This is a genomic window from Streptomyces sp. NPDC054975 (assembly GCF_053609105.1).
The window spans coordinates 108,603-132,590 of sequence record NZ_JBSGWV010000008.1; the positions used below are offsets into that span (position 1 = coordinate 108,603).

Genomic DNA, 23,988 nt, shown 5'->3' on the forward strand with positions numbered 1-23,988 from the left:
GCCGTGATGACGAACAGGGTGGGGAGTGCTGGGGGAGGACGCGGAGCTGACGACCGCGGTGCTCGCTGCGCAGGACGGGGACGAAGATGCCTTCCGTACTGTGTACCGCGCCGTGCATCCCCGGCTGCTGGGCTACCTGCGCTCGCTCGTCGGGGACGCCGACGCCGAGGACGTCGCGTCCGAGGCCTGGCTCCAGATCGCCCGTGACCTCGACCGCTTCAGCGGCGACGCCGACCGGTTCCGCGGCTGGGCGGCCCGCATCGCCCGCAACCGGGCCCTCGACCACATCCGGATGCGTGGCAGACGCCCCGCCACCAGCGGCGACGAGACCGAACTCACCGACAAGCCCGCCGAGTCCGACACCGCGGACGAGGCACTGGAAGCACTCGCCACCGGCGACACCATGCATCTGATCGCCCAACTTCCACAGGACCAGGCCGAGGCCGTCGTCCTGCGCGTCGTCGTCGGCCTCGACGCCAAGAGCGCCGCCGACACCCTGGGCAAGCGCCCCGGCGCGGTACGGACCGCGGCCCACCGCGGCCTGAAGCGGCTCGCCGAACTCCTCGGCGTCGAGGCCGACGACGGCGCCCCCCTCGGGGGCGTACCACCGCAGCGCGGTCGCAGACCGGGGGCCCAGGCGCCCGGTGGTGTGACGCAATCGCGCCCGCGGACGCAGAAGGACATGTGATGGCCGACGAGCGGTACCCATGGCTCGACCAGGAGGCCGCGGAGCGGTTGCTCCGCGGTGAGCCGGTCGACGCCGTCGACGATCACAACCGCGCCGAGGCCGAGCGGCTGGCCCGGGCCCTCGCCGAGGCCCGTACGGCCTGCCTCGCCCACACGACGGACACCGAACTCCCGGGTGAGGCGGCCGCCCTGGCCGCCTTCCGCGCGGCCGCCGCCGAGCGCGGCCAGACCGTGCGTTCCGCCGCCCACGCCTCCCCCGTCCCGCCCGACCCCCAGGCCACCGTGGCCGCCGTCGCCGAGCTCGACGCGGTACGGATCACCCGGGCGGAGGCCGCCCGGCGCTGGGGCCGCTCGCTGCGGTACGGCCTTGCGGCCGCGGTCGCCGCCGTGGCGGTCGGCGGGGTCGCGGTCGCCTCGGGTGCGGGCATGCTGCCGTTCACCGAGGACGGTCCGGCTCCGGCCGGCTCCGTCTCGGCGGCCGACACCCCCGGGCCGGTCTCCTCCTCCCCGGACTCCTCGCAGTCATCGGGACCGCACGTCGACTCGGTCACGCCCTCGGCGCCCCGGACCGGTAGCCCCGGCGCGTCCCCGTCGTCGCCCGGCACGTCCGCGCCCCCGGCCACGTCCGGCTCCGGCGGTGGCACGGGCGGTACGGACGGCGGCGCCACCCCGGAGCCGGGGACGAGCACCGGGCCGAGGGACAACGACGGCGAGATCACCGGCGCCAGGCTCATCAAGGCGTGCCAGGACTACCGCGCCGGACGCATCGACGCCACCGCCAAGGACCGGCTCGCGAAGTCGGCCCGCACGGGTGAGACCCTGCGCCGCTTCTGCGACCGCGTCCTGGCCGATCCCGCCGGCTCGTCCGGCAGGGGCGACGGCGAATCCTCCGGCGACCGCGGGGGTGAGGACTCCTCGGGCGACGGCGAGGGCGAACGAACGGGCCCCAGGGGCAGCAAGGACCCCAAAAGCTCCAAGCGCGGCGGCAAGAGGGACGACGGCCGCGCCAGGAACAGCGCCGCCGTCGGCTCCCAGGGCCTCGCCCCCACCGGGGAACCCGCCCCGGACCGCGCCGTCGACAGCGGTACCGCCCCCCTCGGGGACCCGGTCGAAGTCGCCGCGGTGAACTCGGTGTGACACTTTTCGGCCTGTCGGCGCAGTACTAAGTGAGCCGACTGGTCATCGGCCGCGCGTGAGCCGGGGTTCCCCCCGTACCTTCGGCTCCGCGCACCGGCGCGGGTGGGACACGTTCCCCCGGTCCCACCCGCGCCCTCTCCCTCACCTGCCGCGCAGGCCTACCAGTGCACGACGACCTTGTCGCCGACCTTCACCTGGTCGAAGAGCGCGGAGAGCTTCCCCTTGTCCCGGACGTTGACGCAGCCGTGCGAGGCCCCGTTGTAGCCCCGGGCCGCGAAGTCCGACGAGTAGTGCACCGCCTGGCCCCGGCTGAAGTACATCGCGTACGGCATGGGCGTGTGGTAGAGCTTCGACCAGTCGTTGCGCACCTTCCGGTCGACCTGGAAGGTGCCCTCGCGGGTCGGGGTGTTCTCCGAACCGAAGCGGACGTCCATCGACGAGACGACCTTGCCGTCGATCATCCAGGCCAGCGTCCGGGTCTCCTTGCTGATGCACAGCACGCGGCCGGTCATGCAGCGCGGGTCCGGCGTGTCCAGCGTGTTGGTGGTGGCCGGCTTCAGCTCGGCGGCCGTCGGCTTACGGGTCATCCCCAGCAGCCGCTGCCAGGTGACCTCGTCCACCGAGCCGCTCTGCGGCAGCTCCCGCTTCTTCTGGAACGCCGTGACGGCCTTGCCCGTGATCGAGCCGTAGAAGCCGGTGGGCGCCCGGTCGAAGTAGCCGATCTGGCGCAGCCGCGCCTGCAGCTCGCGCACCTTCTCGTTCTCGTCCCCGTCCTTCATCAGGACCTTGCCGACCGGGTGCGCCGAGGTGGGGGAGGAGCTGGGCGTCGCGGACGGCTTGTCGTCCGTCGTCGGCGTACCGCTGGGCGAGGCGGAGGCCGGGGGAGAGGCCGGCTCGCTCGTGGCCGGGGCGGAGGAGGAGCTCGACGGCTTCCCTCCCGTCGACGGTGCGGCGCCCGAGCCGCCGGCGGCCTGGGCCGTACAGCCCGTGGCGACCGCCACGGCGACCGCGGCCATGAGTGCTCTGCGTATGACGGAAGAACGGCGCATCTGTGCCCCCCGGGAATCTGCGTGTGTACCTGTTGGATGCTTCCCGCGCGCCCTTGGTTGCGCACAAGGCGGCAGCGCGGACCATGCTGTGACATAAGTGAGATCTCTTCGGAAGGCGGAGCGATGGCGCGCGAGTCGGAGTCGGGACTGCCCATCGAGCCGGTCTACGGACCGGAGGCCCTGGCCGGGTGGGAGCCCGCCGAGAAGCTGGGCGAACCGGGCGCGTACCCCTTCACCCGCGGGGTGTACCCGACCATGTACACCGGCCGGCCCTGGACGATGCGGCAGTACGCGGGTTTCGGCACCGCCGTCGAGTCCAACGCCCGCTACCGTCAGCTGATCGCACACGGCACGACGGGCCTGTCCGTCGCCTTCGACCTGCCGACGCAGATGGGGTACGACTCGGACGCCCCGCTCGCGCACGGCGAGGTCGGCAAGGTGGGGGTCGCCATCGACTCGATCGACGACATGCGGGTGCTGTTCGACGGGATCCCGCTGGGCGAGGTCTCCACCTCGATGACCATCAACGCGCCCGCCGCGCTCCTCCTGCTCCTCTACCAGCTCGTGGGCGAGGAGCAGGGCGTCCCGGCCGACCGGCTCACGGGCACGATCCAGAACGACGTGCTCAAGGAGTACATCGCGCGCGGCACGTACATCTTCCCGCCCAAGCCCTCGCTGCGGCTGATCGCCGACATCTTCGCGTACTGCGCCGCCGAGATCCCGAAGTGGAACACGATCTCGATCTCGGGCTACCACATGGCCGAGGCCGGAGCCTCGCCCGCGCAGGAGATCGCGTTCACCCTCGCCGACGGCATCGAGTACGTCCGTACCGCCGTCGCCGCCGGCATGGACGTGGACGATTTCGCGCCCCGGCTCTCCTTCTTCTTCGTGGCCCGGACGACGATCCTGGAGGAGGTCGCCAAGTTCCGGGCGGCCCGCCGGATCTGGGCGCGGGTGATGCGGGAGGAGTTCGGCGCGCGGAACCCGAAGTCGCTGATGCTCCGCTTCCACACGCAGACGGCGGGCGTCCAGCTGACCGCGCAGCAGCCGGAGGTGAACCTCGTCCGGGTGGCCGTCCAGGGCCTCGCGGCCGTCCTCGGCGGTACGCAGTCGCTGCACACCAACTCCTTCGACGAGGCCATCGCCCTGCCGACGGACAAGTCCGCGCGCCTCGCCCTGCGGACGCAGCAGGTGCTGGCGTACGAGACGGACGTCACCGCCACCGTCGACCCGTTCGCCGGCTCGTACGTCGTGGAGAAGATGACGGACGACGTCGAGGCGGCCGCGCTGGAGCTGATGCGGAAGGTGGAGGAGCTGGGCGGTGCGGTCGAGGCGATCGAACGCGGCTTCCAGAAGGGCGAGATCGAGCGCTCCGCGTACCGGATCGCGCAGCAGACCGACAGCGGCGAGCGGGTCGTCGTCGGCGTCAACCGCTACACGATCGACGTCGAGGAGCCGTACGAGCCGCTGCGCGTCGACCCGGCGATCGAGGCCCAGCAGGCGGAGCGACTGGCGCGGCTGCGCGCCGAGCGCGAAGGGGCGGCCGTGGACGCGGCGCTCGCCGCGCTGCGGCGGGCGGCGGCGGGCACGGAGAACGTCCTCTTCCCGATGAAGGACGCGCTCAGGGCGCGGGCGACGGTCGGCGAGGTCTGCGACGCGCTGCGGCAGGTCTGGGGCACGTACGAACCGACCGACGCGTTCTGACGGACGCGCGCCGGTGGTCGGCTCGGCCTGATCTTCCGCGATGCGAAACAGGCGAGCGCGTTGTCGTACCCCCGTGCGACACTCCGCCTCATGCTGGGTGTCACCGATCTTCCGACCTATCTCGTGGGCCTCGTCCTCATCATCCTGCTGCCGGGGCCGAACTCGCTGTACGTGCTGTCCGTCGCCGCCCGCAAGGGCACGCGGACCGGGTACAAGGCCGCCGCCGGTGTCTTCACCGGCGACGCGGTCCTGATGACGCTGGCCGCGCTCGGCGCGGCCTCGCTGCTCCAGACCACCCCCCTGCTCTTCATGATCGTGAAGTACGCGGGCGCGGGCTATCTGGCGTGGATGGCGTACGGGATGATGCGGTCGGCCTGGTCGATGTGGCGCGGCAGGAACGAGGCGCTCGACGAGGACAGCGCCCAGGCGTCGGCCGCCGCCGGGGAGAACCCGTACCGCCGGGCACTGATCATCAGCCTCTTCAACCCGAAGGCGATCCTCTTCCTGATCTCCTTCTTCGTGCAGTTCGTGGACCCCGGCTACGCCTACCCGGCGCTGTCCTTCCTCGTGCTGGGCACGCTGCTGGAGATCGGCAGCTTCCTCTACCTCACGATGCTGATATTCGGCGGCACGCGACTCGCCGCCGTCTTCCGCCGCCGCAGGCGCCTCTCGGCCGGCGCGACCTCCGCCGCAGGCGCCCTCTTCCTCGGCTTCGCCGCGAAGCTCTCACTCAGCAGCGCGGCGTGACGCCGCGTCAGACGAGCGCGTCCTTGTAGTAGAAGCTCGCCTTCTTGTCGGTGTCCGTCGCCGAGGCGGTGGAGGCGAATCCGGTGACGAGCCGGGCGGCCGCGGGGTTGGCCGGGTCGGGGAGCTGGATGGCGAGCCCCTCGGGTTCGCGGTAGAGCAGGCTCTTGCCTGCCTCCGTGAGACGGCGGTCGATCCTCGTCCCCGTGTTCCAGTCGATGACGGACTGGTAGGTGTTGCCGGGGGCGGGGTTGGCGGTGCCGTAGGCGGAGCCTTCGAGGAGGTAGAGGTACTGGCCGAGGCTGGTGAAGCCCTGGAAGGGGGGAGGGCTCGCGACGTCGGTCGGCTGGAGCACGTGCGCGAGCTGCGTGTAGGTGCCGGACCTGAAGGCCGCGAGGTCGTACAGGCCGAAGTGGAAGGCGCCGCCCAGCCGGTAGCGCACGACCAGACGGCTGTTGGCCGGGTCGACCGCGATGGTGGTGCGGTCCGCCCCGGCGACCGGGGTGTGCTTGGTGATCAGGTGGGAAGTGGGCGTAAGCACGGCCCCGTTGGCGAACTTGAACCGGGCGATCCGGCTGCCCCAGCCGATGTTCTTGGACGGGTCGGTGGGGTGGTTGGGGTCCGGCGCCTCGACGGAGTCGGTCTCCGTCCACAGATAGGCGCTGTTGCCCGAGGGCTCGACGGCGATGGACACCCCGTGACCGAAGCCCTTGAGGTACATGTGGCCGATCTGGGCGCCGCCGAGGTCGAGGCGGGTGACGCACAGATCGCCGTACTTCGCGCGTTCGTCACCCGTGTAGGTCCGCGTCTCACCGGGGAGTTGGCGGCCGCCCTGGACCAGGCTCACGGTGTAGAGGTGCTTGTTGGTGTTGTCGAAGGAGAACGACTGGAGGACGCGTACCTCCTGCAGCCAGATCTCCCGGAGCAGTTCGGAGGAGGGGTCGGTCAGGTCGAAGCGCTTGGACGCGCCGACGGCCGAGGCGGGTCCGCCGGCGGCGACGACGCCCGCCGTGCCCAGGGCGCCGACCCCCAGGGCGCCCGCCGCCCAGGTGAACAGCTGACGACGGCTGATGGCAGATGCCTCGCTGGCCATGACCGATCCCCATTCCTTGCTCGTGACGTCGTGGGGCGACGGGACCCGCTGTGTGCCCCAGACACCTGCGGCGGCGATTGAACCACCCGGCGGCCCAGGCGCGCCAGTGCCGTTCTGCCAGGTCAAGCACCGACACGCGGTGTGACTCACGACACATTGGGGTTCCGTCTGGATCGATCATGGATTGTCTTTCCGTGCCCCAAATCGACGCCCTTCGCTGCCGGTTCACCGTGCCTTAACTTCTCTTCGGACTGGCTCATTCCGGATGTGCCCGGCGCGAGGTCGGTCGGTCTCTGCCGAGCGCGGCCCTCCACGGGGCGCGACGGCGTCCTTCGGGTGGGGAGTTCGATGTCCAGGCTGGCGAAGCGTGTGGCGCTTGTGGTCTCCGGCGCGTTGACGGTGGGTCTGCTCTCCGCGCAGGCTCCGGTGGCGGCCGGGGCTGCCGTGGAGCGGGCGGCGGCGAAGCCCTCGGTGAACGTTCCTGCCCAGCCCGGTGGTTCGGCACGGCGGGACAGTGCGGAGCCGACGCTGACGAAGCCGTTCAAGGCCGTCTGGCCCAAGAAGGCCCAGGCGCGCCTGGACCTGTCGGCCGTGGCCCGCGGCGCGTCGCTGCCGGTCGCCCCGGTGGGCGCGGACGGCGCGGCCCCCGCCGCCGTCTCGGTGGGACCCTCGCTCGACCCGGTCGCGGGCCTCAGGTCCGGCTCCGTCGCACGGCCCGGCAACGCCCCCACGGACGTGGACGTGAAGGTCCTCGACCGGGCCGCTCTCGCGCCGGTCGGCGCCGTCGGCCTGGGTGTGCAGGTGACCCGGCGGGACGGCGCGGCCCAGGCCGGGCCGGTCCATGTGTCCCTGGACTACTCCGGCTTCCGGCAGGCCCACGGGGGCGGCTTCGCCTCCCGGCTGCGCCTGCTGAAGCTGCCGGCCTGTGCGCTGACGACCCCGGACGTGAAGGGCTGTTCCCCCGACCAGGCCGCCTTCGTCAAGGCCGACAACGACGTGAAGGCGGGGAGGATCACGGCGACGGTGCAGGCCGACGGTGACCCCGCCGCGAAGACGTTCCGGCTGCCCGCCGGCGGCACCGACACCACCTCCCCCTTCACCACGGCCGCCGCCCCCTCGACGATGGCCATGGCCTCGGGCGGCACCGTCTACGCCCTCGCCTCGTCCTCCTCGTCGGACGCGGGCGACTACCGCGCCTCGTCGCTGAAGCCGTCGGGCTCGTGGAACGTCTCCACCGGATCGGGCGCGTTCACCTACAACCTGCCGATCCAGGTCCCCAAGCCCCCGGCGGGCAACGCGCCCACGCTGTCGCTTTCGTACAACTCGCAGTCCGTGGACGCCCTGACCTCCGCGCAGAACACACAGGCGTCCTGGTCCGGTCTCGGCTGGGACCTGGGCATCGGCTACATCGAGCGGCGCTACCGCAGCTGCCAGAGCGACGGCACCGGCTCCGGCTGGGTGGGTGACCTGTGCTGGGACTCGCCCAACTCCACCCGGGAGATCGACGGCGCGTACTACGTCATCAACCTCAACGGCGTCACCTCCGAGCTCGTCCAGGACGACCACGGAACCGGCTGGTACCACCTCAAGGACGATCCGGGCTGGCGCGTCCAGCACCTGACCGGCGGTCACGGGGCGGACGACGAGTACTGGGCGGTCTCCACCCAGGACGGGATGCGCTACTACTTCGGCTGGGGCCGCTCCGAGCGTGAGCAGAAGGCCACCAGCTCGGTGCTGACCGTGCCGGTGTTCGGCGACGACGCGGGCGAGCCCGGCTACAGCGGCGGCATCGGCGTGATGACGCAGGCGTACCGCTGGGGCCTGGACCGGGTGGTCGACCCGCACGAGGTGGAGACCGCGTACTTCTACGAGAAGGAGCGCAACCACTACCGCTCGGTCCTCCTGGAGGACAAGGCGCGCGGCTACGACTCGGCGGCCTACCCGGTACGGATCGAGTACGGCTGGGCGTCCCAGATCCCCGGCGCGCAGCTCCCGGCACAGGTCGAACTGCGCTACGTGGGCCGCTGCGTGGAGCGCATGGCCGACAAGGACCCGCTGGCGAGTGAGCCGGGCGACTGCCCGGCCATCTCCTCCAACCCGGGCTCCTACCCGGACGTGCCCACCGACCTGATGTGCGACGGGGCCGCGGCCGCCGACTCCTGCAGGTCCATCCACGGCGAGACGTACTCACCGACGTTCTTCGCGACCAAGATGCTGTGGGACATCAAGACGTTCGTCCGGGACAACGACGCATCGGCGTGGGACCCGGCGATGCAGTACCAGATGAAGTACGGCCTGCCGAACCCGGAAGGCACCGTCGACAGCACGCTCTGGCTGGACTACATCCAGCGCAAGGGGTACGGCGACGGTCCCGACATCACGCTGCCCACCATCAACTTCAACGGCGAGTGGCGCGACAACCAGCTCGGCGGCGGGGTGCTGAACTTCCGCCGGGTCACCCAGATCCACGGCGACCTCGGCTCGTTCACCAACGTCACGTACCGCCACTACGACGAGCAGGACGCCTGCGACATCGACAACCCGCCGTCGGAGTCCAACAACACCCAGGCCTGCTTCAAGCAGAAGTGGACGCCGGAGGGCGCCACCGAGGCGAAGACCGGCTGGTTCAAGAAGTACGTCGTCTCCAAGGTCAGCGTCGACCCCGGCCCGGGCACCGGCCCGAACCACGACGGCGACCCGGTGATGACCACCACCTACGACTACGTCGGCAAGCCGGCCTGGGCGTTCCCCAACGACCCGCTGACCAAGGACGAGGACGAGTCCTGGACGGAGTGGCGCGGCTACCAGCAGGTCGAGGTGCACAGCGGCACCAAGGACAACGCCTCCTCGACCTACCACTGGCTGTACCGGGGCATGGACGGCGACCGGACGTCCAAGACCGACCCCTCGGCCAGACGCTCGGTGACCGTCGACGACGGTGACAGCGGCAGGCCGCCCGTGACCGACCACGCCTGGCTCGGCGGAAAGACGCTGGAGACCAGCCTCCGCGACGGCTCGGGACAGTCGCACAAGCGGATCTGGCAGGAGTACTGGACCCATGTCACGGCCCACTACGACGGCCTGCCCGACGCCCGGTTCGTACGGGAGTCGAAGACCACCACGCACGAGCTGACCTCGACGGGCTGGCGCGAGCACGTCGTCAACAACGAGTTCGACAGCGCGGAGGCGGCCAGTACGAAGTACGGCCTGCCGATGCGTACCAACGACTGGGGCCTGTCGGCCACGGACGACAACCGCTGCACCACCTACGGACGGGCCTACAACACCGACCTGTTCCCGGGCTCCTCCGTACAGCGCTGGATGGTGCTGCCCGACGAGACCCGGCACTACGCCGCGGACTGCGCCGCCCGGGCCGCCGCCAACCAGGACGCGTACGAGGTGACGCTGTACGACGGTGCCACCTCGGTCGCCGGCAACAAGCCGACCGACGGCAACCCGACGACGGTCCGCGCGTACACCGACGCCACCCACTACCGCGAGGCGAAGACCGCCTACGACGCGGCCGGCCGGATCGTCTCCACCACCGACGGCAAGCAGAACACCACCACGACGACGTACACCCCGGCCACCTCCTGGCCTGTCGGCGGAGTCAAGGTGACGACGCCGGACCCCGACGGCGCCGGTCCGGGCACTGCCAGTAGCGGCACGACGTGGTACTCGCGGCTGTGGGGCACCCCCTACCGGGTGCTCAACGCCAACGGGCAGACGACCCGTATCGTCGCCGACTCCGTGGGCCGCACCGTGCAGGTCTTCCGGCCCTCGCAGATCGGGGCCTACCCCGACGGGACGCCGTCCCTCCAGGTCGAGTACACCGTCACCACCGAGGACAACGCGGACGGCGTGCCGGACCTGGTCGCCGGCGTGCCGCCGAAGGTCACCACCAAGACCCTGCAGTCGGGGTCGACGGTGCTGACCAGCCACGCCTATCTCGACGGTCTGGGCCGCCCCCGCGAGACCCAGACTCCGTCCCCGAACGGCACCGGCCGGACCGTCGTCTCCACCCGGTACGACACGTCGGGCAACGTGACCGGCACCAGCGCGCCGTTCCACAACGCGGGCGCCGCCGGTTCGGGCATGGTGCTGCCGACGGTGGAGAGCCTGCCCTCCTACACCGACCTCGTCGTCGACTTCGCGGGTCGGGTCACCCAGTCCCGTCTGATGGTCAAGGGCGAGCCGCAGGTCCAGGGCCAGTCGTTCGCGAACCACCACGGCGACTACACCACCACCGTGCCGCCCGCGGGCGAGCGCACGAACACGTACACCAACGTCTTCGGCGAGACGACGAAGATCGTGCAGTTCGGGCCCTCGACCTACACGACGTCCTACGAGTACACCCGCAGCGGCAAGCTCGCGAAGATCACCGACGCCAAGGGCAACGTCACCAGCTACACGTACAACTGGCTCGGCGAGCGCCTCACCGCCACCGACCCGGACGCGGGCGCGTCGGTCACCGGCTACGACGCCAACGGCAACATCGAGACCCTCACGCGGGGCGACGGCACCACGCTGACGTACACCTACGACAACCTCAACCGGCCGCTGACCGTCCAGAATGGCAGCACGGTGCTGACCCGCACGACGTACGACACGGCCCCCCTCGGTATCGGCCTACCGGCCACCAGCACCTCGTACGCCGGCGGCCGGGCCTACAGCACGAGCGTGACCGGGTACGACGTCAACGGGCAGTCCACCGGTTCCGCGGTGACCATCCCCGCCGACGGGTCCGGCCTGGAGGGCACGTACACCACCTCCTACGAGTACGACGCGGCCGGCCACCAGACGGCGATCAGTCACCCCGCGACCGCGGGGCTCCCGGCCGAAAAGGTGACCACCAGCTACGACGCGTACGGCCTGCCGGACCGGATGACCAGCCCGCTCGCCACCTACGTCGACGCCACCGACTACGACACCCTCGGCCGCCTGACCGGCCGCACCTACGGCACGACGGCCACCACGACGGGTACCGCGAAGCGCACCTACGGGTACGACGACGCCACCGGCACGGGCTGGCTCAAGAACATCACCACGACCACCAGCGCCAAGGGCACCGTCCAGAACGACGAGTACCTCCGCGACGCGGCGGGCAAGATCACCGACGTGGCCGACCAGCTCACCGGCCAGCGTCAGTGCTCCAGCTACGACGAGCTCAACCGGCTCTCCCGTGCCTGGACCACGAAGAGCGCCGGCGGATGCGCGGGCCCCTTCGCCCCCGACCTGACCGGCGGGCCGGACCCGTACCAGCTCGACTACAGCTACGACGGCATCGGCAACCTCCAGAAGGTCACCAACACCACCAGCGCCGGAGCCCAGGTACGGGACTACGTCTACCCCGGCTACTCCGCCGACCAGCAGACGTACACCCCCGGCGCGCCCCGGCCGCACGCGGTCACCTCCGTCAAGACGCCCACCGGCACCGACACCTACGGCTACGACGCGGCCGGCCAGCTTCAGACCCGCACCGTGGGCGGGGTCACCACCGGCTTCGTCTGGAACGAGCTGGGCCGCGTCACCGCCACCACAGGTGCGTCGAACACCGGATACGTCTACGACGCCGCGGGCAACCTCCTCCTGCGCAAGGGCAAGGACGGCAGCGTCCTCTACCTCGGCAGCCAGGAGATCCGTAAGGCTCCGGGCGGCACCGCCAAGGCCACCCGCTACTACGGCAACGCCGCCATGCGCGTGGCCACCGGCGGCAACGGCACCCTCACCTGGCTCATGGCGGACCAGCAGGCATCCACCCAGCTGTCCGTCGACGCCACCACCGGAACGCCCACCCGCCGCCGCTACCTCCCCTTCGGCGCGGTACGCGGCACCTCGGCCCTGCCCAGCGGCACCGACCAGGGCTTCCTCGGCAAGACCGAGGACACCGACACCGGCCTGTCCCTGCTCGGCGCCCGGATGTACGACGCGTCCCTGGGACGGTTCCTCAGCCCCGACCCGCTGAGCACGCCGTACGGTCCGCAGAACCTGAACGGGTACAGCTACTCCGTCAACGACCCGGTCAACTACAGCGACCCCACCGGCCTCAAGCCCGACGACTGCATCTACTACGAGTGCACCCTCGGGTCGAACGGCTGGGAGTTCGGCGACTCGGTCAACTCGGGTGACAAGAACGAGAAGACCAAGACCCACGCCCAACAGGACTACACGGAGCGACAGCAGAGCACCAACGCCAAGCGGGCCGCGTGGCAGCGCCAGGAGCGGTTCAAGCAGATCGTCGCCGGCAAGACCTTCTACGGGGAGTTCCTCGACGAGATCGACGACATCAACGACAGGTCCTGTCGGATGGAGCCGGCCGGAGGCAGGGCCGGGTGCCGGTTCGCCAACTTGATGATGGAGGACAGCCTCGAGGACAACCTCAAGGAGGCGCTGGACCGCATCGACGAGTCCGCCCTGTCGCGCAACAAGCCCGGTGACTTCGGATTCGACGACGAGGAGTTCGAGATTGCCCTGATGCTGGCCCTCGAGGGGCAATCGGTGACCGCAAGGAGCTCGGACACCGGTGCGCAGGGGTCGGAGGGGAACAAGAAGACCTTCGACGCCTGGGTGGACGGAGTCCGCACCGAGTTCAAGTTCGAGACCACGGAGAAACCGAAGACGATCGCCCGGGAGATCCGCAGCGCACACGCGCAGGGAGCGGACGCCGTGATCATCCGCATCACCGGTGACGAACGGCTCGCCCGCGCGGCCGTCAAATCCGCCGAGAAGACGGCGTTCACCTCCAAGACGCCCCTCGGGCTCACCAGCATCCGGATGATCGGCGACGGCTTCGACTTCACGAAGCAGCTTCGCTGACGCGTGCGTGCGGGATCCGGCAGTAGTTGAATGAGGCCGAGGGAAGGACGAGGCACCCCATGGACCTGGGCATGGACGTACAGAGGATGATCACGGCGCTCCGGGACGCCGGTCTCGCCGCCCCGGAGGGTCGGGTCGAGGAGGCCGTCACCGGCTCCGGCGCCCGTGTTCTCGGCCTCGCCGTCACCTCGGAGGCCGCCGAGGACGCCTGGCGGCTGTGTCTCGCCTCGCGCGACGGCACGGGCTTCCATCCCGTGCTGTCGAGCGAGCCTCCCTCGGCCCTGGTCGCCGCCCCGCTCAGGGACGTCGGTCCCTTCGACGGGCGGGCCGAGACGGCACCCCACGAGATCGTCGCCGAGCTCGTGGAGTCCACCTTGCGCGACCGCCTCGCCCACTCCTCCGACGAGGAGGAGCAGGAGGAATGGCGCGCCGAGCTGGACCCCGAGCGGCTCGCGCTCGAACTGTCCGGCGCGTACACGGTCGAGCCCCATTGGCGCCGGGAGTCTCCCCGTTGGCTCTGCCTGGTCGAGAGCCGCCACGGGTACGCCGTGCCGGGCCTGTTGCCCGGGTACCCGTCGGTGCCCAACTGGTACAACGGCCCGGAGGGGCGGTCGATGCGCGCCTCCGACCACGTGGCGTTCCTGCACTCCTGGCACGACCGGTTCGGCGCCGAACTGCGCTACCTCGACGGCGGCCTGGTCCAACTGGCCGTCACCAGGCCCCCCGAGGACCTGGTGAGCGTGGCGCGGGTCGCCATCGAGCAGTACGCCTACAGCTCCGACCGCCGGGACGCCGAGATCATCGGCAACGGTCAGGCGCGGGCGGGCGTCTGGTCCTTCTCCTGGTCGTGACCCCCGTGACCTCGCCCCGCCGACGTGCCCCTACTTCGCCAGTGCCCGCTTCAGCTTCAGGGCGCGGCGGGCGAGCCGTCGGACCCTCGGGTGGCGGGGGACCGGGATGCCGCCCGGGAGGCCCAGGACGGTGAGGCGGCGGCGCTTGAAGTAGTGCCGCGTCCGCTCCGCGAGCGGGCCCGACAGGTGGCGGACGGCCGCGCCCCGCAGGTCCGGCCGGATCTTGGGCTGCATCGCGAAGCCGACCGCCGCGACCAGGCCCGCGAGGGCCTCCGCGTCCGGGGGCGGGGCCGACGTGGCGCCGTCCTCCAGGTCCGGGACGAGCGCGTCGACGAGGGTCGCCGGGACGCGGTTGCTGTTCTGGAACGGGGTCAGCCGGTCCAGCAACATCCGGGTGCCGACCCGCGCCACCGGGATCCCGTAGAAGGCGTGCGCCGTCATCAGCGCCGTCGAGAAGCAGCCCACCACGAGCGCGGGGCGCTGCTCCCGGTACACCACCTCGGCGAGCACCGGTCGGTCGAGGACGGTCAGTTCGGCGCCGAGCGCCTCCGCCTCCCGGGCCAGCCGGCGCGTCCAGGCGTCCGGCGCCGTGGGGTGCGGCTTGAAGACGAGCCGCCGGTGCCCGCGCGCGATCGCGCCCCGGACCATCCGAACGTGCAGCTCCTCCTCCTCGGCCGGGGTGAGCAGCGAGAGCGCCGCCAGGTACTGGCCGAGCAGCAGCGCCGGACCGTCCTCCTCGGCGGCCGGACCGGCCGAGTCCGCCAGCTCCGCGACCACCTTGGTGAACGCCTCGGTCTCCACCACCTCCGCCGTCGGCCCGAACTCGCCGAGCAGCAGCGGCGCGAGCCCCGGCACCAGGTCGAGGTGGAGCAGCCGCCGTACCCGGTCGCCGACCAGCGGGTCGATCTTGTTACGGGTGGGGCCGTAGCTCATCAGGCCGTCGGCGTACACGTCGAGCGCCGCCTCCGGGAACAGTCGCGCGATCGTCAGCGCCGGTGCCACCTGCACCGACTCCAGGGCGATCTCGATCCGGTCGTCGCCGAGGTCCCACAGCCGCCGCAAGTGCCGTTCGAGCAGCGGGATGTCGTCACCGCGCGGCGACCAGCCCGCCGGGTGGAGCGGCTCGATCGCCTCGTTCCAGGACAGCACGTCGTCGAAGCGTCCGCGCAGCCGCTCGAAGCCGGGCATCGCGTCGAGGGCGGGTGTGGTCTCCGGTACCGCCGCGTTGTTGCCGACGAGCAGCAGCCGCCGGTCGGCCGGGCCGAAGCAGCCGCTGTCCAGGGCGGCGGCCAGCGTCGCCGCGCCGTACAGGGTGGAGGCGTAGAAGATCTGGGTGGTCCTCACGCGGCGACCCCCGCGCCCTGGCCGAGGGAAGCCACGCCGACGCGGCGCCGGCGCAGTTTGCGCAGCGCGCCCGCCCGCTCCTCGTCCATCGAGGACAGCGCCTCGTCGAGCACGTCCTGGGGCATGCGCCGCAGCGCCGCCGCACTCATCGAACGCAATTTCTTCGCCACCGCCGGTTCGAATCGTTCAATGGAGGAGACGTGGTGCGAAATGAGTGCGCAATAGGTACGGACGGCTTTCGGGAGAAGCCGGTCCGCGTCCACGTCGTTCGCAGTTTCCTCGATCACCTGATCGAAGGCCCGAATGAAATCGAGCTGGCGAATATCGCCGATCTGCGTGAGAGAAGTGGCGACACCGCGACGGTAGAAGATTCCGAGCGTGCTCACCGCCGCGAAGGACTCCGCCTCCCGGTGCAGTTTCCAGATCCACGGCCGGTCCTCCGCCGTTCGCAGACCGGGCGTGAAGTGGAGCAGTCCCCGGTCGAGCAGGCGCCGGTGGTACATCCCCGCCCACGCGTACGGGTAGTCCACGGAGGTCGTCCGGTGCGCCGGCAGGATCGCGTCCCGGGGACGCAGCACCTCGTTCCGGCGCGCGACGGGGGCGCGCTTCACCGACCGCGCACGGCCCGTGTTCACCACGTGGTCGGTGCGCAGGAAGTCGCAGCCGAGCCCGTCCATGGCCGCCACAAGGCGCGCCAGATGGCCGGGGGCGAGCCAGTCGTCGCCGTCGAGGAAGGCGATGTGCTCGCCGCGGGCGGCGTCGAGGCCGGTGTTGCGCGCCGTGGCCAGCCCCTCGTTCCTCTCGTGTCGGAGCAGGACGGCCCCCGGGATCTCGCGCGCGGCCCTGTGCAGGATCTCCGGCGTTCCGTCCGTCGAGCAGTCGTCGACGAGAAGGAATTCGAAGTCCTCGCGGGCATTCGCGCGCAGGCTTGTCAGGGTGTCGGGGGCATATGTCTGCACGTTGAAGAACGGCACGACGACGGAGAGCTTGACCACCCGGCCGACGCTAGGCGCCGCTCCGGCCTTCGTTCTGACCGGCAGAGGGATGTTCGGTGAACACGAAGCGGCGGGGGCCTTAACCGCCCCCGATCCTGCCCGTTTTCAGCGCGCGGAGAGGCTCTGTTCACCGTTTGTTGTGGCCCAGTTGGGCCAGCGAACGAAATGCCTATCTAGCGTCCTCGACGTGCCATCACGTACCCATGAACGAGTACGCATTGCCGTACTCGCCGACTCCGACACCCGGTGGAAATGGGGCGCGCTCACCGCGCGCCGTATCGCGTCGTGTGAACCCACCGGATTCGTCCTGCGCGGCCGGGCCACCCCCACCGCGCGCCAGCTCGCCGAGACCGGGGTCTCCGACACATCCCCGCGCGAGGTGACGGGCACGGAGTTCCTTCGTGAGGTACGGGACGGGGCGTACGACCTCGTCGTGCTCGCCCTCGTCGGCGGCACGGTCCGCGCGGTCCTCCAGGGGATCGCCGACCTGGGCCTGGAGCGCCGCCCCGTGATCGTCACCGGCTACGTCGGAGTCGTCTACGAGAAGCTCGCCGACGGTCTCCTGCTGCGCCACGGCGCGGACGTCGTCCTCGCCAACTCCCGCCACGACGCCGAGCGTTTCCGCGCCGTGTACGAAGGGGTGGGCGCCGACGCCTCCTCGGTGGTGGAGGCCGCGCTGCCGTTCCTCGGCGGCGCGCCCTACGCCCCCGAGGCCGGCCGGGACACCCTCGTCTTCGCCGCCCAGCCCTCCGTGCCGGTCACCCGCGCCGACCGCGCGTACCTGCTCCGCAGGCTCGTCGAGCACGCCCGCAAGCACCCGGGGCGCGAGGTCCTCCTCAAGCTCCGCTCCAAGCCGGGCGAGCACACGACGCACCTGGAGGAACTGCCGTACCAGAGGCTGGTGCGCGACCTGGACACCCCGCCCAACTTCCGCCTGGTGTACGGGCACATGGGGGAGGTCCTGGACCGCACCGACCTGCTGGTCACGGTCTCCTCGACGGCCGCGCTCGAAGCGCTCCACCGCAGGATCCCCACGGCGATCCTCACCGACATGGGCGTACGCGAGGTCCTCGGCAACCACCACTTCATCGGCTCGGGGCTGCTGACCTCCTTCGACCGCCTCGACGCGGACGTGCGCCCCACGGCGGACGAGGAGTGGCTCGCCCGCCAGGGCGTGGCCGCTGCGGGTCCCCCCACGCCGCAAGGCGGAGGGGGAGGCGGCTACGAGAAGGCCTTCGACGCCGCCCGCGAGCGGGTCGCCGAGCTGCTCGCCGGACCGGCGCTGCCCCCGATCAACCCCTACTACACAGCGGAGTCGGCCCCCGGGTACCTGCCCGGGATCCTCGCCCGCCACCGCCTGGACGTGACCGGGCCGGAGATCCGCGACAGCGGGCTGCGCCGGATCGTCCGGGAGGCGGCGCGGGGCGCGTACCGCCACGGCGTCCAGCGCGTGGCGCCCGTCATCCGCCGGCTTGGAGAACTCTGATGACCACGACCGTGCTTGCCGTCATCCCGGCGCGTGGCGGTTCCAAGGGCGTCCCCGCCAAGAACCTCGCCCCGGTCGCGGGCGTCCCGCTGGTCTCCCGCGCGGTCCGCGCCTGCCTCGGCGCCCGCCTGGTCACCGACGTCGTCGTCTCCACGGACGACGCGGCGATCGCCTCGGCCGCCCGCGCGGCCGGTGCGGAGGCGGTCCACCGCCCGGCGGCGATCGCGGGGGACACCGCGACCAGCGAGTCGGCGGTCCTGCACGCGATGGACGCCTTCGAGGCGACGAGCGGCCGCCGCGTGGACGTGGTCCTCCTCGTCCAGTGCACGAGCCCCTTCATCACGGCGGAGGAGGTCAACGGCACCGTCGAGGAGATCGTCGAGCGCGGCGCCGACACGGCCTTCACGGCCGCCCCGACCCACGGCTTCCTCTGGCGGGAGGCCGCCGACGGGGCCACCGGCGTCAACCACGACAAGGCCTTCCGCCCCCGTCGCCAGGACCGCGAGCCCGAGTACCTGGAGACCGGCGCCGTCTACGCGATGGCCGCCGAGGGCTTCCGTACCCACAACCACCGGTTCTTCGGCCACACCGCGCTCGTCGTCACCGACCCCCTGCGGGTCCTGGAGATCGACGACCCGCACGACCTGGCCCGCGCCCGCGCCCTCGCGCCGCTGCTCGACACCCCGGTCGTCCCCGCCTTCGGCGACATCGACGCCGTGGTCCTCGACTTCGACGGCACGCAGACGGACGACCGGGTCCACCTCGACGCCGAGGGCCACGAGTTCGTCTCGGCCCACCGCGGCGACGGCCTCGGCATCGCGGCCCTGCGCCGCGCCGGCATGCCGGTCCTGATCCTCTCGACCGAGCAGAACGCCGTCGTCGCCGCCCGCGCCCGCAAGCTGAAGATCCCCGTCCTGCACGGCATCGACCGCAAGGACCTCGCCCTCAAGCAGTGGTGCGAGGAACAGGGCATCGACCCGCAGCGCGTCCTCTACGCCGGCAACGACGTCAACGACCTCCCGTGCTTCCACCTCGTCGGCTGGCCCGTCGCGGTGGCGAGCGCGCACGACTCCGTACGGGCCGCCGCCCGTGCGGTGACCCTCACCCCCGGTGGCTCCGGCGCCGTCCGCGAGATCGCGGCCTGGCTTCTCGGACCCGAGCTCATCTCCCCCAACTCCTAAGGAACACCAGAACCATGACCACTCGCCTCCGCACCTTCGGCAGCAAGACCGCGGGCCCCGGCCGGCCCGTCTACGTCACCGGTGAGATCGGCATCAACCACAACGGCGATCTCGAGAACGCCCTCGCGCTCATCGACGTGGCCGCCGAGGCCGGCTGCGACGCCGTGAAGTTCCAGAAGCGCACGCCCGAGATCTGCACCCCGCGCGACCAGTGGGACATCGAGCGCGACACCCCCTGGGGCCGCATGACGTACATCGACTACCGCCACCGCGTGGAGTTCGGCGAGGACGAGTACCGCGCCATCGACGAGCACTGCAAGAAGCGCGGCATCGACTGGTTCGCCTCCCCGTGGGACACCGAGGCCGTCGCCTTCCTGGAGAAGTTCGACGTCCCGGCCCACAAGGTCGCCTCCGCCTCCCTCACGGACGACGAGCTGCTGCGCGCCCTGCGCGACACCGGCCGCACGGTCATCCTCTCCACCGGCATGTCGACGCCGAAGCAGATCCGCCACGCGGTCGAGGTCCTCGGCTCGGACAACATCCTGCTCTGCCACGCGACGTCCACGTACCCGGCCAAGGCCGAGGAGCTCAACCTCCGCGTGATCAACACGCTGAAGGAGGAGTACCCGAACGTCCCGATCGGCTACTCCGGCCACGAGACGGGCCTGCAGACCACGCTGGCCGCCGTCGCCCTCGGCGCCACGTTCGTCGAGCGTCACATCACCCTCGACCGCGCCATGTGGGGCTCCGACCAGGCCGCGTCCGTCGAGCCGCAGGGCCTGCAGCGCCTGGTCCGCGACATCCGCACGATCGAGACCGCGCTCGGTGACGGCGTCAAGAAGGTCTACGAGTCGGAGCTCGGCCCGATGAAGAAGCTCCGCCGGGTCCAGGGGTCCGTCGCCGCATGACCGGCCAGCTGGCGTTCGTCGAGAGCCCTGTCCAGCTCCTGAACGTCCTGGAGTGGGCCCACACCCAGTCCGACGGCGGGGCCGCGATACACGCCAGCCGCCCCGGGACGGAGGCCGCCGCCCCCGCGGCGGTCCTCGCGTCCGCCCCGCCCGCTCGGACCGGGCTCACGGTCGTCGTGCTCTCGCCGACCGACCCGATGTCGCGTGGCCAGCTGCGCCGGATGGCACAGCTGGCCCGCGACGACGGGTTCACCGTCCGCTGGCAGGACGCCCGCGGTGGACGCGGCTCGCTCGCGCAGACCCTGCGGGAGCTCGCCCCGCTGCTGCGCTCCGCGGACCGGGTGATCGTCGGCGACCCGTTCTCCCGTTACGTCCAGCTCCTGCTGACCCTCTTCGCGCCCAAGAACCTCACCGTCGTCGACGACGGCACCGCCACCATGGAGTACGCCGCCCAACTGGCCCGTGGCGAACGTCTCGTGCGCTGGCACCGGCGCGGCAGCCGGGGGCCGCGCGAGCTCGTGCTCGCCCCGGTCACCGCCGCCGCCCGCCGCAAGCTCGCCCCGGGCCGGCGCCGTACGGTCGAGATCTTCACCTCGCTCCCGGTCGAGCCGCCGCCCGGCACGACCGTCACCGCCAACACCTTCGCCTGGACCCGGTCCCGCTTCGGCCCGCCCCGCATCACCAAGGGCGCCGACCTCGTGGGGACCTCGCTGGTCGAGACGGGCGTGGTCGACGCCGACCAGTACGCGCTGGCCGTCGCCGAGCTGGCCCGCACCCACGGCGCGACCCGCTACTTCGCGCACCGCCGGGAGTCCACCGAGAAGCTGCACCGGATCGCCGTGGAGACAGGTCTGGAGATCGTCCGGCCCGACCTGCCGCTGGAGCTCATCGCCCGGCGCGGCCCCATCGGCCGCACAGTGGTCAGCTTCCCCTCGACGGTCGTGCACACCCTGCCGCTCGCCCTTGTCGGCACCGGGGTCAAGGTCGCCGTCTGCGAGATCGCCCCCGAGTGGCTCAAGGAGAACGCCTCCCCGCGGGCCCAGGGCTTCCTCGCCGGGGTCACGGGCACGGCGGCGCACGAGGTCGACCGACTGACCGCCCAGGCCCAGTCGTCGCAACGGCTCGAATTCGGGTGAGCTTACCCACACAGGATGGTCGTCAAGCCTGGTAAACCGAGATTCTTTCCCCTATCGGGCTGAACTTTTCGTGATCAACGGGCAGTTGACCACCGAAGGGGCCTACCCTTCAAAAGGTGAACCAGTTGAAGTCCCGTGAGCCCGGCTCCGTCGCCCTGCCCGGAACGCTGTCCGCCTCGCTGCGCGCGGAACTGATCGCCTTCCGCCGCGACTTGCACATGCACCCCGAGCTCGGCAACCAGGAGTTCCGTACGACCGCGGCCCTGAAGGCGCGCCTGGAGGCCGCCGGACTCGCGCCGAAGGTCCTCGCGACGGGCACGGGACTCGTCTGCGACATCGGCACCTGGGACCGAGGCCGGCCCATGCTGGCGATCCGCGCCGACATCGACGCGCTGCCCATTCCGGACGCCAAGACCGTCGCGTACCGCTCCACCGTGCCCAACCGGGCCCACGCGTGTGGACACGACGTCCACACCACCACCGTCCTCGGCGCGGGTCTCGTCCTCGCCGAGCTGGACCGGCAGGGGCTGCTCCCGCGCGCCGTACGGCTGATCTTCCAGCCCGCCGAGGAGGTCCTGCCCGGCGGCGCCACCGACGCCATCCAGTCCGGGGTCCTGGACGGCGTCGGCCGGATCATCGGCGTGCACTGCGACCCGAAGGTGGACGCCGGCGTGATCGGGCTGCGCCCCGGGCCCATCACCTCCGCCTGCGACCGGCTCGAGGTCACCCTCGACGGCCCCGGCGGCCACACGGCCCGCCCGCACCTCACCACCGACCTGGTCACCGCCGCCGCCCGGATCGCCACCGACGTCCCCGCCCTGCTGGCCCGCCGCGTCGACGCCCGCTCCGGCCTTGCGGTCACCTGGGGCCGGATCGAGGCCGGCCACGCCTGCAACGTCATCCCGCAGCACGCCGAGCTCTCCGGCACCGTCCGCTGCCTCGACCTGCCCGGCTGGCGCGACGCCCCCGACCTGATCCACGCGGCGATCGACGAGATCGCCACCCTCCACCGCGCCAAGTCGACCATCAACTACGTGCGCGGCGTCCCCCCGGTCGTCAACGACCCGGTCGTCACCGAACTGCTCCGTGACGCCATGACCGCCCGGCGCGGCCCGTACGCGATCGAGGACACCGAGCAGAGCCTCGGCGGCGAGGACTTCTCCTGGTACCTGGAGCACGTCCCGGGCGCCATGGCCCGCCTCGGCGTCCGCGCCCCCGGCGACACGACACGCCGTGACCTGCACGCGGGTGACTTCGACGTGGACGAGGCGGCGATCGAGGTCGGCGTCGAGCTCTTCACCGCCGCCGCACTGATCGACGCCGCGCCGAAGGGCTGACCCGCCGGGCCTCGTCCGCCTGGCCCGGACGGCCGAAACGTCCTCCACCCGTTCGGCCCCACGGTCCGCGCGTCGTCGCGCGGACCCGGCCCGAACCTCCGCACCCGGGTGTATAACCGGCGGTGCCGGGACGGTCGCCCCAGGTGGTCCCCCGGGCGGTCCTCCTGGCCGGTTCGCGACGATCCGATAACGACTCATGAACGGGTCTTTAACTGACATCTACGCGCGTTACGATCCACGCGAAACCAGCGCCGGAAGAGGCGCTTTCGGTCAGTCTCGAAGGGACCCTCCTCTTGCGCCGGGTATCCAAGATCGTTTCCGCGTCCGCAGTGACCGCGGCCCTCGCTCTCACCGCCACCGCGTGCGGTGAGTCGTCCACCGAGTCCGGTTCCGACTCGGGCACCATCAAGGTCGGCATGGCCTACGACGTCGGCGGCCGTGGCGACAACTCCTTCAACGACTCCGCCGCGCGTGGCCTGGACAAGGCGAAGGCCGACCTCGGCGTCGAGACCAAGGAGCTCACCGCCAAGACCGGTGAGACCCCGGCCGACCGTGAGCAGCGCCTCGCCTCCCTGGCCGAGGGCGGCTTCAACCCGGTCATCGGCGTCGGCTTCGCCTACAAGGACGCGATCGACAAGGTCGCGGCCAAGTACCCGAAGACCACCTTCGGTCTCGTCGACTCGGTCTCCGAGGCGAAGAACGTCGACTCGATCGTCTTCACCGAGGAGCAGGGCTCGTACCTCGCCGGTGTCGCGGCCGCCCTCAAGTCCAAGGACGGCAAGATCGGCTTCATCGGCGGCGTCGACATCCCGCTGATCAAGAAGTTCGCCGCCGGTTTCCAGCAGGGCGTGAAGGACACGAAGCCGAACGCCTCGGTCCAGATCCAGTACCTGTCCACCGGCACGGACATGTCCGGCTTCGGCGCCCCGGACAAGGGCAAGGCCGCTGCCAAGGGCATGCTCGACAAGGGCATCGACGTCATCTACGCCGCCGCGGGCGGCTCGGGCGCCGGCGCCATCGAGGCCGTCGCCGCGAAGCCGGGCACCTGGGCGATCGGCGTCGACTCGGACCAGGCCAAGGACCCGGCCCTGTCGAAGTACGCCGGTTCGATCCTGACCTCGGTCGTCAAGAACGTCGACACCGGTGTCTTCGAGCTCGTCAAGTCCGTCAAGGACGGCAAGCCGATGACCGGCACGCACGTCTACTCCCTGGCCGAGAACGGCGTCTCCCTGACCACCACGGGTGACCACCTCAAGGACATCCAGGCCCAGCTGGACGAGGCCAAGAAGAAGATCGTCGACGGTCAGATCAAGGTCAACACGACCCTCTGACACACGTCGGAGGGGGGCCCGGAGAGCGGCTTCGGCCGACACTCCGGGCCCCCTTCACACGTACCCCCGTGGGCAGTTGAACGATTTTCCTGATGCTACGCGCGTAGCGCGCGGCCCACAGGGTATTTTTCGCCACCGACAGCGCCTGCGTTCCCGCCTGATCCTCCTCACGCTCCCTGCCTAGGAGAG

The 23,988-nt window shown here is 71.2% G+C and carries 16 protein-coding genes; 12 read left to right on the forward strand and 4 right to left on the reverse strand.

The features are described from left to right. Positions 1-25 precede the first annotated feature (25 nt). Both ACWF79_RS11705 and ACWF79_RS11710 read left to right on the forward strand, forming a co-directional pair. On the forward strand, positions 26-688 hold the full coding sequence (locus ACWF79_RS11705; protein ID WP_453727900.1) for an RNA polymerase sigma factor: 663 nt from the start codon (positions 26-28) through the stop codon (positions 686-688). Then, positions 688-1,824, forward strand: a complete 1,137-nt coding sequence (locus ACWF79_RS11710; RefSeq protein WP_453727901.1) for a hypothetical protein — start codon at positions 688-690, stop codon at positions 1,822-1,824. The genes ACWF79_RS11705 and ACWF79_RS11710 overlap by 1 nt, the downstream gene beginning before the upstream one ends. 158 nt (positions 1,825-1,982) lie before the next feature. Here the strand turns inward: ACWF79_RS11710 and ACWF79_RS11715 are convergent, their stop codons facing one another. Continuing rightward, on the reverse strand, positions 1,983-2,840 hold the full coding sequence (locus tag ACWF79_RS11715) for a L,D-transpeptidase family protein (RefSeq protein ID WP_453727902.1): 858 nt from the start codon (positions 2,838-2,840) through the stop codon (positions 1,983-1,985). A 156-nt stretch (positions 2,841-2,996) separates the two neighbouring features. Between ACWF79_RS11715 and ACWF79_RS11720 the strand changes: the two genes are divergently transcribed. After that, entirely contained in the window at positions 2,997-4,577 is a 1,581-nt protein-coding gene (locus ACWF79_RS11720; RefSeq protein ID WP_453727903.1) for an acyl-CoA mutase large subunit family protein, read from the forward strand. Positions 4,578-4,667: 90 nt separating this feature from the next. Beyond that, entirely contained in the window at positions 4,668-5,324 is a 657-nt protein-coding gene (gene leuE, locus ACWF79_RS11725) for a leucine efflux protein LeuE (RefSeq protein WP_453727904.1), read from the forward strand. A gap of 7 nt (positions 5,325-5,331) precedes the next feature. Here leuE and ACWF79_RS11730 read toward each other — a convergent pair whose 3' ends face one another. Further along, positions 5,332-6,414: a phage baseplate protein gene (locus ACWF79_RS11730; protein WP_453727905.1), complete on the reverse strand. Its 1,083-nt coding sequence runs from the start codon at positions 6,412-6,414 to the stop codon at positions 5,332-5,334. A 348-nt stretch (positions 6,415-6,762) separates the two neighbouring features. On the opposite strand from ACWF79_RS11730, the gene ACWF79_RS11735 reads away from it, so the two are divergent. Both ACWF79_RS11735 and ACWF79_RS11740 read left to right on the forward strand, forming a co-directional pair. Further along, complete coding sequence (locus tag ACWF79_RS11735) at positions 6,763-13,230, forward strand: RHS repeat-associated core domain-containing protein (RefSeq protein ID WP_453727906.1); 6,468 nt, start codon at positions 6,763-6,765, stop codon at positions 13,228-13,230. Between the two features lie 71 nt (positions 13,231-13,301). Further along, on the forward strand, positions 13,302-14,081 hold the full coding sequence (locus ACWF79_RS11740) for a DUF4253 domain-containing protein (protein ID WP_453727907.1): 780 nt from the start codon (positions 13,302-13,304) through the stop codon (positions 14,079-14,081). Between the two features lie 30 nt (positions 14,082-14,111). Here ACWF79_RS11740 and ACWF79_RS11745 read toward each other — a convergent pair whose 3' ends face one another. After that, positions 14,112-15,425, reverse strand: coding sequence for an alpha-2,8-polysialyltransferase family protein (locus ACWF79_RS11745; RefSeq protein ID WP_453727908.1), 1,314 nt, complete (start codon positions 15,423-15,425; stop codon positions 14,112-14,114). Beyond that, a complete protein-coding gene (locus tag ACWF79_RS11750) occupies positions 15,422-16,420 on the reverse strand; it encodes a glycosyltransferase family 2 protein (protein ID WP_453727909.1) in 999 nt (332 codons plus the stop codon). Before ACWF79_RS11750 ends, ACWF79_RS11745 begins: the two co-directional genes overlap by 4 nt. Before the next feature lie 187 nt (positions 16,421-16,607). Here ACWF79_RS11750 and ACWF79_RS11755 point away from each other — a divergent pair, with 187 nt between their 5' ends. The 6 genes from ACWF79_RS11755 (at position 16,608) to ACWF79_RS11780 (ending at position 23,799) form a co-directional block, all read left to right on the forward strand. Next, positions 16,608-17,906, forward strand: coding sequence for a DUF6716 putative glycosyltransferase (locus ACWF79_RS11755; protein ID WP_453727910.1), 1,299 nt, complete (start codon positions 16,608-16,610; stop codon positions 17,904-17,906). After that, positions 17,906-19,087, forward strand: coding sequence for a cytidylyltransferase domain-containing protein (locus ACWF79_RS11760; protein WP_453727911.1), 1,182 nt, complete (start codon positions 17,906-17,908; stop codon positions 19,085-19,087). Before ACWF79_RS11755 ends, ACWF79_RS11760 begins: the two co-directional genes overlap by 1 nt. A 14-nt stretch (positions 19,088-19,101) precedes the next feature. After that, a complete protein-coding gene (locus ACWF79_RS11765; protein ID WP_453727912.1) occupies positions 19,102-19,995 on the forward strand; it encodes an N-acetylneuraminate synthase family protein in 894 nt (297 codons plus the stop codon). Then, on the forward strand, positions 19,992-21,131 hold the full coding sequence (locus ACWF79_RS11770) for a hypothetical protein (RefSeq protein ID WP_453727913.1): 1,140 nt from the start codon (positions 19,992-19,994) through the stop codon (positions 21,129-21,131). Before ACWF79_RS11765 ends, ACWF79_RS11770 begins: the two co-directional genes overlap by 4 nt. 116 nt (positions 21,132-21,247) lie before the next feature. Then, positions 21,248-22,468 carry an amidohydrolase gene (locus tag ACWF79_RS11775; protein ID WP_453727914.1) on the forward strand — a complete coding sequence of 407 codons (1,221 nt, stop codon included), beginning with the start codon at positions 21,248-21,250 and terminating at the stop codon, positions 22,466-22,468. Between the two features lie 293 nt (positions 22,469-22,761). After that, entirely contained in the window at positions 22,762-23,799 is a 1,038-nt protein-coding gene (locus tag ACWF79_RS11780; protein ID WP_453727915.1) for a BMP family lipoprotein, read from the forward strand. Positions 23,800-23,988 lie beyond the last annotated feature (189 nt).

Excerpts from the sequence above, each read along its gene's own strand:
- ACWF79_RS11710 (WP_453727901.1), top strand. The coding sequence starts at position 688 with ATGGCCGACGAGCGGTACCCATGGCTCGACCAGGAGGCCGCGGAGCGG.
- ACWF79_RS11715 (WP_453727902.1), bottom strand. The coding sequence starts at position 2,840 with ATGGCCGCGGTCGCCGTGGCGGTCGCCACGGGCTGTACGGCCCAGGCC.
- ACWF79_RS11720 (WP_453727903.1), top strand. The coding sequence starts at position 2,997 with ATGGCGCGCGAGTCGGAGTCGGGACTGCCCATCGAGCCGGTCTACGGA.
- leuE (WP_453727904.1), top strand. The coding sequence starts at position 4,668 with ATGCTGGGTGTCACCGATCTTCCGACCTATCTCGTGGGCCTCGTCCTC.
- ACWF79_RS11730 (WP_453727905.1), bottom strand. The coding sequence starts at position 6,414 with ATGGCCAGCGAGGCATCTGCCATCAGCCGTCGTCAGCTGTTCACCTGG.
- ACWF79_RS11735 (WP_453727906.1), top strand. The coding sequence starts at position 6,763 with ATGTCCAGGCTGGCGAAGCGTGTGGCGCTTGTGGTCTCCGGCGCGTTG.
- ACWF79_RS11740 (WP_453727907.1), top strand. The coding sequence starts at position 13,302 with ATGGACGTACAGAGGATGATCACGGCGCTCCGGGACGCCGGTCTCGCC.
- ACWF79_RS11760 (WP_453727911.1), top strand. The coding sequence starts at position 17,906 with ATGACCACGACCGTGCTTGCCGTCATCCCGGCGCGTGGCGGTTCCAAG.
- ACWF79_RS11765 (WP_453727912.1), top strand. The coding sequence starts at position 19,102 with ATGACCACTCGCCTCCGCACCTTCGGCAGCAAGACCGCGGGCCCCGGC.
- ACWF79_RS11770 (WP_453727913.1), top strand. The coding sequence starts at position 19,992 with ATGACCGGCCAGCTGGCGTTCGTCGAGAGCCCTGTCCAGCTCCTGAAC.